We start from the raw sequence: 10,355 nt of genomic DNA on the forward strand, positions 1-10,355 counted from the left end.
TGGGTGGCGGCAGAACAAGGGGGATGCAGGTGCAGCAGCAGATAGACACGCTGGTGGTGGCGGGCGTCGGCCTGATCGGCGGCTCGTTCGCGCTGGCGCTCAAGCGCGCCGGCCGGGTGCGCCGGGTCATCGGCGTGGGCCGCACGCAAGCCAATCTGGAAAACGCGCTGGCGCTGGGTGTGGCCGACGAGGTGACGCAGGATATCGCCAGCGTGGCCCATCGCGCCGACATGGTGCTGCTGGCCGCGCCGGTGGGACAGATGGGCGCCTTGATGCGGGCGCTGGCGCCGGGGCTGAGGCCCGGCGCCATCGTCACCGACGGCGGCAGCACCAAGAGCGATGTGGCGGCGCTGTACCGCGAGCATCTGCCGCAGCATCTGCCCTGGTGCGTGCCGGCGCACCCGATCGCCGGGTCGGACTTGTCCGGCGCCGCCGCCGCGCAGTACGGCTTGTACGAGAACCGCCGCGTGGTGCTGACGCCGCTGGACGAAACGCGGCCGGAAGCAGTGGACAGGGTGGCGGACCTGTGGCGCGCCTGCGGCGCCGAAATCCACGCCATGAGCGCGGCCGAGCACGACGCGGTGTTCGCCAGCGTCAGCCACCTGCCGCATCTGCTGGCTTTCGCCTATGTCGATCAAGTGGCGGCCAAGGCCGACGCCGAACGCTGCTTCGACTTCGCCGCCACCGGCTTCCGCGATTTCACCCGCATCGCCGGCAGCCATCCGGAAATGTGGACCGACATCAGCCTGGCCAACCGCGACGCCTTGCTGGCCGAGCTGGCGGACTACCGCGCTAGCCTGGAGCGCTTGTCAGCCTTGCTGGAGCAAGGCGACGCGGCCAGTCTCAACCAATTGTTCAGCGAAGCGCGTTCCGCGCGCACACGCTGGCATCAGCAGTTTTTGCGCAGGGGTTAGTTCTCAGCCTCCACGCCGCCCAAAAAATTGGCCACCAGCGGCGAATCTTCGTCGCGGCGGACGGCGATGCCCATCGACAGGTAGGCGTCAGCGTCCGACAGCGGCGCATAGCTTACCGCGGGGATCTGCACGCACTCCAGCGGAGACGGCAGGATGGCGATGCCGACGCCTGCCGCCACCAGCCCGATCTGGGTGATCGCCTCTCCCGCCTCCTGCACCACGTTCAATTCCAGACCATTTTGCCGCGCCAGCTGCAGGATCACGTCGCGCAGGCCGGCGCCGGATTCCTGCGGATAGCCGATCAATGGCTCGCGCGCCAGTTCGGCCAGCGCCACGCTGCCGGCTCGCGCCAGCGGGTGCGCGCGCGGCAGCACGGCCAGCAGGCGGTCGCGGTGCAACTCCCTGACTTGAATCTGCGCGCTGGGCGCGGGGCCGTTGAAGCGGACGAAACCCAGGTCCAGCTGGCCGCGCTCCAGCGCGTCGAACTGGCCGGCGGTGAACATTTCGCGCAGCGTCAGCCTGACGTCTGGGTAGGCGGCGCGGTAGTGCTGCAAGCTGTGGTGCAGGATGGGAGTGAGCGGCAGCGAGGAGGTGAAGCCGATGCGCAGCTCGCCGATCTCGCCATCGGCCGCTCGCCGGGCGGCTGCAACGGCGGCGGCGCTGTCGGCCAGGATCTGCCGCGCGCGGGGAAGAAACTGGCGGCCGGCGGCGGTCAGCTCCACCTTGCGCTGGTGGCGGCGGAACAAGGCCACGCCCAGTTCCGCCTCCAGCGCCTGGATTTGCTGGCTCAGCGGCGGCTGGCCGATGTGCAGGCGTTCGGCGGCGCGGGTGAAATGCAGCTCCTCGGCTACCGCCAGGAAATAGCGCAGGTGTCGCAACTCCATGATTGATATTTTATAAGTATTAATAATGAGTTAAATATATATTGGACTGCTGCAATGGCCAAGCCTAAGCTGACGGTGTTGTCCGTTTCATGAGATTGTCGCCGTGTCCACCCGCCTTTCCGCTACTGTTTTGTCCCCATCTGTTGCCGCCGCTGCCGCATCGCCTGTCGGCAAGCTGCACGCTGGCAGCCCGGCGTTTCGCGCCACGTCGCGCGCCATGTTTGTCGGCGGTTTCTGCACTTTCGCCATGCTGTACTGCACCCAACCCCTGATGCCGGTATTCGCGCACGACTTTGGCTTGACTCCCGCCGCCGCCAGCGGCGTGGTGTCGATGTCCACCGGCACGCTGGCGCTGAGCCTGATCCCGGCCAGCCTGCTGTCGGATCGTTTCGGCCGCCGCGCCCTGATGAATGGCGCGCTGGCGCTGGGCGCGCTGCTGACGCTGCTGTCGGTGTTTGTCGGCAGCTTCGGGCAGTTCATCTGGCTGCGCGCGCTGTTCGGCGTGGCGCTGGCAGGTCTGCCAGCGGTGGCGATGGCGTATCTGAGCGAGGAGGTGGACAGCAAGTCGCTGGGCCACTCCATGGGGCTGTATATCGCCGGCAACGCGCTGGGCGGCATGTGCGGCCGGTTTCTGGCATCGGTGCTGGCCGATCATTTCGGCTGGCGCGGCGCGGTGCTGGCTTTGGCCTTGCAGGGCGGAGTGGGCGCCTGGCTGTTCTGGCGCTGGTTGCCCCCATCGCGCCATTTCCAGCCGCGCGCGCATGATTTCACCCGCATGCGGCGGGAATGGCAGGCCATCGTTGGCGACGGTGGCTTGCCGTGGTTGTTTCTCACGGCTTTCCTGCTGATGGGCTGTTTCGTCAGCCTGTACAACTATCTGGGCTTCCGCTTGCTGGCCGCGCCGTTTCACCTGAGCCAGAGCATGCTGGCGCTGGTGTTCTCGCTGTATGTGGTGGGCATCTGGTCGTCGGCCTGGGTGGGGCGGCTGGCGGACCGGCTGGGCCGCCGCAACGTGTTGTGGCTGATGGTGGCGATGATGCTGGCTGGCCTGGCGCTGACCTTGGCCGACACCTTGTGGCTGATGGTGCCCGGCATCGCCTTGTTCACTTTCGGCTTCTTCGCCGGCCATTCGGTGGCCAGCAGCTGGATAGGCCTGCGGGCCAGGGAGGCCAAGGCCATGGCGGCGGCGCTGTATCTGAGCTGCTATTACCTCGGTTCCAGCGTGTATGGCTCGCTGTCCGGCCTGATGTGGGGGCGCGGCGGCTGGCATGGCGTGGCCGCGGTGCTGGCTGGCGGTTTGTTGCTGCTGCTGGCCGTGGCCTGGTGGCTGCGGCGTTTGCAGCCTCTGCCGCAGCGCTGAGCGCGTCTCCAGGCTACAGCCCTGCGATTAACCGCGGGGCTTTATTCTGCGTGTTGGCCATCGGGAGATGACGGATGGCGGGCGTCGCGCGACCAGTCCGAATAGTGCAACGCGCTGCGGCGCGAATCTGGCCATTCGCTGGCCAGGGGCGATATGAGCCTGGCGACTGTTTTTGTGCTGACCTTACGGGCAGGTTTTATCTGACAGGCCACTTTAATACCATGCGGCAAGCGACTGAATTTTCGATATTTTCCAAAATAAATCAATGAGATGTATGTTTTTCCACGGATTGGGGCGCGCAATTTCTGCTGCTATGACTATCAGCATGCTCATGGTATGCCATGGGCAGGCATTGAACTGCAAACGCGTTCCAACTCTGGGGAGTCGAAACATGCAGTCTAAATCCGTGATCATGGCGGCCTGGCTGGGCCTGGCCGTTCTCGCCGGCGGCAGCGCGCCGGTCCATGCGGCGTCCTTATCCGCCGCGCAGCTGGGCGAGCAGCAAACCGGCGCCGCCGCGGCGGCCAGGCAAGGCCTGGCCGCTTTCGTCAGGCAGAGCGGGCAGGCGTTCGGCAATCGTCTGCCGGAGGGCTTTCCGCTGGAGGTGGCGGATGGCCGCGGGCTGGCGTCTCTGCGCGTCGGCGCCGGTTTTCCGGTATACAGCGTGACGCCGCAACAACTATTGGCGACCGATGCCGACCTCAGCCGCCAAATGGCGCCCACCGGCGCCTGGCGCTTCACCGTGTATCAGCAACAGCGGCCGGTTGGCCTGGTGACGGTGGAAAAGGTGGCGGGCCGCTGGCAAGCGGTGTCCTATGGCGCGGCCGGGCTGGCTAAGGATCTGGAGTCCTTGCGCGCGGCTTATGGCGATGGCGGTCAGACCGCTACCCGTTTCCTGCGGGTCTACCAGGCGCAATCGGATTTTCTGGAGGTGACGCCGGCGGGCGGCAAGCCGCGCTTCGCCGCGTTGACTTCAGCCAATGCGTCGCTGCAACTGCAACGCCAGGCCGATGGCGGCGCTGTCCTGCTGGACGGCGCGCAGTTGCTCGAACCGCTGCGCGCGGCAGTGCGCAGCAATCTTTCCAGCTGGCGCTGAGGGGAGGCCATCATGATGAACATGCATCTGGGCAAGACCATTCTGGCGGCGGCCATGCTGGCCGCCGCGGTTGCGGCGCAGGCAGACACCAAGGTGCTGGGCGTACCCTTGACGGTGCAGGAGCATAGCCAATGGTGCTGGGCCGGATCCAGCAAGGCGGTGCTTGCCTGGTACAAGCAGACGCCGAGCCAGTGCGCCATCGTCAACTGGGCATTCGGCATCAACTACGCTTGCGGCAACAGCAACTTCAACTGGAACAGCGACGCCAACAGCCCCAATAATATGTTCGGCGGCGGAGGCAGCCTGCAGGACATTCTGAGCAACTGGGGAGTGTCCAACTACACGGTCTACGACTATCTGTCCTGGACGCATGTGCAGCAGGACATCCAGGCCAACCGGCCTTTTGTGATCCGCTATGGCTGGACCGGCGGCGGCGGCCATTTCATCGTAGGCCGCGGCTACCAGAGCGGCAGCGGCGGCAGTTACGTTTACATGATGAATCCGTGGCCGGGGGAGGGCATGACCTACGCCTTGTACGACAATGTGGTATCGGCCAGGGATCATGACTGGACCCATACCCTGCGCATGAGCGTCAGCCCAAAATAAGGCTGATCGACGTGGAAATACGGCAGCTTGTCGCTGCCGTATTTGATTCAGAAATCCCCGCCGTAACGCAGAGGGTCCGCCGCGGGGCGGCCGGCCAGGAAGTCTTCCACGGCTGCGGACAGCAGATCGGCCAAACCCTCCTGCTGCGCGTCCACCGGAATCACCTCCAGGCTGCGCGTCCAGGTCAGCTGGCGTTTGGCCAACTGCCGGGTGGCGGCGATCCCGCGTTCGATGAAGTCGTCGTAGCCATATAAGCCATCCTGATGCTCCCAGGCCTGGCGATAGCCGACGCAGCGCATGGACGGCAGGTCCAGCGTCAGCTGCGGATAGCTGGCGCGCAGCCGGCTGACTTCATCCAGAAAGCCTTGCTCCAGCATCAGATGGAAGCGTTGGGCGATGCGCGCGTGCAGCCAGCCGCGCTCGCGCGGCACCAGCGCCAGCGGCAGGAAGCGGAAGCTGGCGGCCGCCTCCTTGCCCTGGGCAATCAATTCCGACATCGGCTGGCCGCTGAGCAGGCAAACCTCCAGCGCGCGATGGATGCGTTGCGAATCGTTGGGGTTGAGGCGGGCGGCGGTGGCGGGGTCCAGCGTCGCCAGCCGCGCATGCATGGCGGGCCAGCCAAGATGCGCGGCGTCGGCATCCAGCTCGGCGCGCAGCGCGGCATCGGCTTGCGGCAGGTCGGACAGGCCTTCCAGCAGCGCCTTGTAATACAGCATGGTGCCGCCGACCAGCAGCGGCAGCTTGCCGCGGGACTGGATATCGGCGATCAGGCGGTTGGCGTCGGCATGGAACTGCGCCGCCGAATAGCTTTGCAAAGGGCTGATGATGTCGATCAGGTGGTGCGGGCAGGCCGCCATTTCTGCGGCCGTCGGCTTGGCGCTGCCGATGTCCATGTCGCGGTAGACCAGCGCGGAATCGACGCTGATGATCTCCGAGGGAAAACGACGCGCCAGCTCCAGCGCCAACCCGGTTTTGCCGGAGGCGGTGGGGCCCATCAGCAGAATGGCTTGCGGGGTGTGACTCATGATGTGACTCGCTGCGATACAGGGTGGAATTGTCGCATAGCCGGCGCAGTCATGCGCAAAAGCCTTGACCTCGCTGGCTGGACGTTTACGATGGGAGTATCGGAGCCGGGAGCATGCAATGAGAATCGAAGCCGCCAGCGAAAAACATCTTTCCGCGTATCGCCAATACTTTCAGGCTTGCCGCGAGCTGGATTTCGATTATTACCGCGATCTGGCGGATGACGCGGATGCCTGGTTGCGCAAGTTGGTCCGGCATGCCGATGGCGAGGAGATGCCGGCGGGGTGGGTGCCTTGCCAGACCTGGTTTCTGTTGACGCCCGAAGGCGAGATCGTCGGCGCGGCGCGGCTGCGGCATGGCGAAACCCACATGATCCAGGAAAAGATCGGCCATATCGGTTTTGAGGTCTTGCCTAAGTGGCGCGGCAACGGTTACGGCCGCGTGCTGCTGCAGTATGTGCAGGCCATCGCCGAGCAACCGGAATGCGGCAACTGGGTGGTGGTCTGCGACGCCGCCAATGCCGCCGCGGTGCGCACCGTGGAAACCTGCGGCGGACAATTGCTGGAGGATGTGCGGCAAGCGGACGGCACCGTGCTGAAGCGCTATAGCCTGACGCCGATAGGCGGTTTATTCGCGTAGTTTCGCTTGTCGCGAAACTCGTGTAGAATCCACGGCTTCCCGCGCATTGAAAACCCCTGACTTCCCCGGCACCCCGGTTTAATGTCCACCATTACCGATTTAAAATATCTGAAGATCGTGCTGGAAACGGCTTTGCTGACGGCTCAGGAGCCCTTGTCGGTTTCGCAGTTGAAAAAGCTGTTCACCGAAGACGTCAAGGCTGCGCTGATCAACGATATTCTGGAAGATATCCAGGGAGACTGGCGCGGGCGCGGCATCGAGCTGGTCAAGCTGGCATCCGGCTGGCGTTTCAGAGCCCGAGCCGAATTCACGCCGTATTTGAACCGGCTGAATCCGGAAAAGCCGCCGCGCTATTCGCGCGCGGTGATGGAAACCTTGGCGATCATCGCCTACAAACAACCTGTGACCCGTGGCGATATCGAGGCGATACGAGGCGTATCGGTCTCAACCAACGTGATGCAGACCCTGCTGGAGCGCGGCTGGATCGAAGTCATCGGGCACAAGGACGTACCGGGCCGTCCCGGCCTGTACGCTACGACACGCAAATTTCTGGACGATCTGAGCTTTGTCTCGCTGAACGACCTGCCGCCGCTGGCGGAGTTGGGCAGCTTGGTGGTGCCGGATGTTCAAACGCAGGACCATAGCTCCGATGCGGGCGCAGACGATCTCCCCCTCGACGATGAGGCGGACAATTTAGAGCCAGTCGCGGAATAAGTTTCCGCCAGTTGCTCACATGGAAAGAGCAAGCACATGTCTACAAAAGGACAACGTACCCACGCGCGCCAGCCGGTTTCGCGTGTAAAGGGCCGTGAAACTTCGCAGCCGCGCGATAACGCCGGCCGCAGCCAGGGCCAGCAGCGCCAGGGCAAGCACCCCTCCGCCGGCGCGCAGCCGCGCTTCCCGCAACAGCAGCCGGGCCAGCAGGCCCGCCGCGGCGGCCCGCGCCAGGCGCGCGACGCCTACGGCAACCCGATCACGCCGGTGCAGAACGGCGTGCCGCTGTTCAAGCTGTCCCGTCGCGAGCAGGAGCAGCAGATACTGGCCGCCGGCAACCGCAAACCGGCCTACACCCGTGACAGCAACGGCGACATCAACGGCAATGTGGCGTTGGATCACGAAAAGCGTTTCGGCAACAAGAACGCCGCGCGTCCGGCCGGTGATCAGGCAGCCAGGGGACGCAACAGAAGCAACGGCGACCAGCCGCAGGGCGAGCAGAAGCCGAGGGCCGAGGCCAAGGGCCGCGGCGACGCCAAGCCCAAGCAGCAAGTGCAGCGCGCCAAGAAGCTGCGTCTGCGCAGCCCCAGCCAGGACATCAAGAACAAGGCGCAGAAGCTGAAGGAAGTGCGCGTCGATCTGAACGAGATCGAGCCGGTGCGTCTGCAGAAGGCCTTGTCCTCGTCCGGCGTCGGCTCCCGCCGCGAAATGGAAGAATGGATCGAGGCCGGCCTGGTGCTGGTCAACGGCAAGAAGGCCAATCTCGGCGACAAAGTCGGCCCGCACGACAAAGTCACGGTCAAGGGCGATCCGATCAAGCTGAAGTGGCCGGACCGCCTGCCGCGCGTGATCATGTATCACAAGGAAGAAGGCGAAATCGTCACCCGCGACGATCCGGAAGGCCGCGTCACCGTGTTCGACCGCCTGCCGCAAGCCAAATCCAGCCGCTGGGTGGCCATCGGACGCCTGGACGTGAACACCTCGGGCCTGCTGCTGATCACCACCAGCGGCGAACTGGCCAACCGCATGATGCACCCCAGCTTCGAAGTGGAGCGCGAGTACTCGGTGCGCGTGCTGGGCGAGCTGACGCCGGAAATCATGAAGGAAATGACCAAGGGCGTGCAGCTGGAAGACGGCGAGGCGCGCTTCGACCGCATTTTCCAGACCGGCGGCCAGGAAGAGTCGGCCAACCAGTGGTTCAACGTGGTGATCAAGGAAGGCCGCAACCGCGAAGTGCGCCGCATGTTCGAGCATTTCGGCCTGACCGTCAGCCGCCTGATGCGCGTGCGCTTCGGCAATATCGGCCTGCCGCCGCGGCTGAAGCGCGGCCAGTTCTACGAACTGAACGCCGCCGAAGTGGCTGCCGTGATGAAGTGGTCCAATCTGACCGTGACCGGCGGCAAGAAGACTGGCGGCCAGCGTCGTCCTTCGGCGCGCAAGCCCAAGACTGCGCGCGCCGAGTAAGCTAGATGCCGGCGTTGGCCGGCCGGCGACGGAACGCGGGCGCGCGCCATCAGGCGGCGCCCGCTTTTTGTTGCGGGAGAGAAAATGGAACAATGGGACCAGGCAAGAGCGGAAGTGTGGCCGCCGCCGGAGCCGCGCCGACAGCGCGCCTCCATCGTCATCATCGAGCATGGCCGCCTGTTGCTGATGCGCCGAGTCAAGCCGGAAAAAGAGTTCTTCGTGCTGCCTGGCGGCAACATCAAGAAGAACGAAACGCCGGCCATGGCCTGCGTGCGCGAAACGCGCGAGGAAACCGGGCTCAATGTCTGGCTGGGCGGCCAGGTCTGCGTGCTGGAAGGCAACAGCCGCACCGAGCATGTTTTCGTCGCGCGGGAACACCGAGGGCTGTTGCGCCTGGGCGGGCCGGAACTGGCCAAGCTGGCGCCGGACAATCACTACGAGCTGGTGTGGCTGGACGCGGCGCAATTGCGCAAGGTCAAGCTTCGGCCCAAGGCGCTGATGCCGCATTGCCTGGCATTGCTGGAGGGCAGGGCGCTGCCGGCAACCGAGGCATAATTGGACTGACGCCGCATCGATGGCGGCCGCATGGAATCGACAAGGCTATGAGCAAGGCATTTACTCGAGAAGACGAGCAGCAGGAAGACGATCTGCCGGCGGAGCGCCGCCTGCCGGCTTCGACCAAGAACTACATCACGCCCGGCGGCTGGCAGCGGCTGAAGGATGAGCTATACCACTTGGTCAACCGGGAGCGGCCGGAAATCGTGCAGGTGGTCAATTGGGCGGCCAGCAATGGCGACCGCTCGGAAAATGGCGATTACCTGTATGGAAAGCGTAGGCTGCGCGAGATTGACCGCCGCATCCGCTTCCTGACCAAGCGGCTGGAGATCGCCGAAGTGGTGGACCCGGAAACGCGCGAGGAAACGGATCAGATCTTCTTCTCCGCTACGGTGCTGATCCAGCGCGGCGACGGCAGCGAGCAGCGGCTGAGCATTGTCGGCGTGGACGAGATAGATTTGCCGCGCGGCCGCATCAGTTGGATCTCTCCCATCGCGCGCGCCTTGCTGAAGGCGCGCGAGGGCGATAGCGTGCTGTTCCGCGGTCCGGATGGCGATGAGGACATCGAGATTCTGGAAGTCAGCTACCAGCGCATCGATTGAACCGCCTCTAAAAGCAACGGCCCGGATATTCCGGGCCGTTTGTCATTTTGAGCTGGACTCAGGGCAGCATGTGCTCGGATAGCCTGCCATTGATCAGAAACCAGTCGCGCGTGGCTTTGTCGCCACAGTCGCCGAATGCGGTTTGCAGCAAGCGCTGCTGCTCTCGGTGCAGGCTTTCCTCCAGCCGCACGCCTTCCTCGCTCAGCGTCAGCTGTTTGACGCGCTTGTCGTGCGGCGCCGCTTGGCTGCAGATCAGGCCCATTTCCATCAGCTGGCGCAGCGGAATGTTGATGGCCTGCTTGGTGACGCCCAGAAACGACAGCAAGTCCTTGACCGATAGCTTGGGATAGCGCGCGACGAAAAACAAGATGCGATGGTGCACGCGCGCCAAGCCTCGCTTGGCCAGCATTTCGTCCGGCTTGTTGGTCAGGGCTTTGTAGGCATAGAAGAAAATCTCCACGGCGGCCCGAGTGTCCAGGCTGGTTTCCTCCTCCTTGC

At 64.5% G+C, this 10,355-nt stretch carries 12 protein-coding genes; 9 read left to right on the forward strand and 3 right to left on the reverse strand.

Going from position 1 to position 10,355, the window contains the following annotated elements; genetic code table 11:
• Positions 1-23: 23 nt before the first annotated feature.
• Positions 24-914 (forward strand): prephenate dehydrogenase, encoded by an 891-nt coding sequence (locus BI343_RS09760; protein ID WP_211269411.1) that lies wholly within the window; start codon positions 24-26, stop codon positions 912-914.
• Here the strand turns inward: BI343_RS09760 and BI343_RS09765 are convergent.
• Positions 911-1,798, reverse strand: a complete 888-nt coding sequence (locus BI343_RS09765; protein WP_071109559.1) for a LysR family transcriptional regulator — start codon at positions 1,796-1,798, stop codon at positions 911-913. The two genes, BI343_RS09760 and BI343_RS09765, sit on opposite strands and share 4 nt — an antisense overlap.
• A 103-nt stretch (positions 1,799-1,901) precedes the next feature.
• Here BI343_RS09765 and BI343_RS09770 point away from each other — a divergent pair, with 103 nt between their 5' ends.
• The 3 genes from BI343_RS09770 (at position 1,902) to BI343_RS09780 (ending at position 4,860) form a co-directional block, all read left to right on the forward strand.
• Complete coding sequence (locus BI343_RS09770) at positions 1,902-3,158, forward strand: MFS transporter (protein WP_083340894.1); 1,257 nt, start codon at positions 1,902-1,904, stop codon at positions 3,156-3,158.
• Positions 3,159-3,549: 391 nt separating this feature from the next.
• Positions 3,550-4,254, forward strand: coding sequence for a hypothetical protein (locus BI343_RS09775; RefSeq protein WP_083340895.1), 705 nt, complete (start codon positions 3,550-3,552; stop codon positions 4,252-4,254).
• 12 nt (positions 4,255-4,266) lie between these two features.
• Positions 4,267-4,860 carry a C39 family peptidase gene (locus BI343_RS09780; RefSeq protein WP_235427355.1) on the forward strand — a complete coding sequence of 198 codons (594 nt, stop codon included), beginning with the start codon at positions 4,267-4,269 and terminating at the stop codon, positions 4,858-4,860.
• Between the two features lie 47 nt (positions 4,861-4,907).
• On the opposite strand, the gene miaA is transcribed toward BI343_RS09780, so the two are convergent.
• Positions 4,908-5,885, reverse strand: coding sequence for a tRNA (adenosine(37)-N6)-dimethylallyltransferase MiaA (gene miaA, locus BI343_RS09785; protein WP_071109560.1), 978 nt, complete (start codon positions 5,883-5,885; stop codon positions 4,908-4,910).
• Positions 5,886-6,003: 118 nt separating this feature from the next.
• Between miaA and BI343_RS09790 the strand changes: the two genes are divergently transcribed.
• The 5 genes from BI343_RS09790 (at position 6,004) to greB (ending at position 9,857) form a co-directional block, all read left to right on the forward strand.
• Positions 6,004-6,522 carry a GNAT family N-acetyltransferase gene (locus BI343_RS09790; protein ID WP_071109561.1) on the forward strand — a complete coding sequence of 173 codons (519 nt, stop codon included), beginning with the start codon at positions 6,004-6,006 and terminating at the stop codon, positions 6,520-6,522.
• Positions 6,523-6,603: 81 nt separating this feature from the next.
• The gene (scpB, locus tag BI343_RS09795; protein ID WP_071109562.1) at positions 6,604-7,236 is read left to right on the forward strand and encodes an SMC-Scp complex subunit ScpB; all 633 of its coding nucleotides are present in this window, start codon (positions 6,604-6,606) and stop codon (positions 7,234-7,236) included.
• Between the two features lie 393 nt (positions 7,237-7,629).
• On the forward strand, positions 7,630-8,700 hold the full coding sequence (locus BI343_RS09800) for a pseudouridine synthase (RefSeq protein ID WP_422614111.1): 1,071 nt from the start codon (positions 7,630-7,632) through the stop codon (positions 8,698-8,700).
• 84 nt (positions 8,701-8,784) lie between these two features.
• Entirely contained in the window at positions 8,785-9,255 is a 471-nt protein-coding gene (locus tag BI343_RS09805; RefSeq protein WP_052246594.1) for an NUDIX domain-containing protein, read from the forward strand.
• A 47-nt stretch (positions 9,256-9,302) separates the two neighbouring features.
• Positions 9,303-9,857 carry a transcription elongation factor GreB gene (gene greB, locus BI343_RS09810; protein WP_043620841.1) on the forward strand — a complete coding sequence of 185 codons (555 nt, stop codon included), beginning with the start codon at positions 9,303-9,305 and terminating at the stop codon, positions 9,855-9,857.
• A gap of 58 nt (positions 9,858-9,915) precedes the next feature.
• Here greB and BI343_RS09815 read toward each other — a convergent pair.
• The coding region (locus tag BI343_RS09815; RefSeq protein WP_211269412.1) for a MarR family winged helix-turn-helix transcriptional regulator at positions 9,916-10,355 on the reverse strand (440 nt) is incomplete at its 5' end.

It is taken from the genome of Chromobacterium amazonense (assembly GCF_001855565.1).
Lineage (GTDB): Bacteria > Pseudomonadota > Gammaproteobacteria > Burkholderiales > Chromobacteriaceae > Chromobacterium > Chromobacterium amazonense.

What these genes read in the sequence shown, in the direction of transcription:
- BI343_RS09760 (WP_211269411.1), top strand. Translation starts at nt 24, where the DNA reads ATGCAGGTGCAGCAGCAGATAGACACGCTGGTGGTGGCGGGCGTCGGC.
- BI343_RS09765 (WP_071109559.1), bottom strand. Translation starts at nt 1,798, where the DNA reads ATGGAGTTGCGACACCTGCGCTATTTCCTGGCGGTAGCCGAGGAGCTG.
- BI343_RS09775 (WP_083340895.1), top strand. Translation starts at nt 3,550, where the DNA reads ATGCAGTCTAAATCCGTGATCATGGCGGCCTGGCTGGGCCTGGCCGTT.
- BI343_RS09780 (WP_235427355.1), top strand. Translation starts at nt 4,267, where the DNA reads ATGATGAACATGCATCTGGGCAAGACCATTCTGGCGGCGGCCATGCTG.
- miaA (WP_071109560.1), bottom strand. Translation starts at nt 5,885, where the DNA reads ATGAGTCACACCCCGCAAGCCATTCTGCTGATGGGCCCCACCGCCTCC.
- BI343_RS09790 (WP_071109561.1), top strand. Translation starts at nt 6,004, where the DNA reads ATGAGAATCGAAGCCGCCAGCGAAAAACATCTTTCCGCGTATCGCCAA.
- scpB (WP_071109562.1), top strand. Translation starts at nt 6,604, where the DNA reads ATGTCCACCATTACCGATTTAAAATATCTGAAGATCGTGCTGGAAACG.
- BI343_RS09805 (WP_052246594.1), top strand. Translation starts at nt 8,785, where the DNA reads ATGGAACAATGGGACCAGGCAAGAGCGGAAGTGTGGCCGCCGCCGGAG.
- greB (WP_043620841.1), top strand. Translation starts at nt 9,303, where the DNA reads ATGAGCAAGGCATTTACTCGAGAAGACGAGCAGCAGGAAGACGATCTG.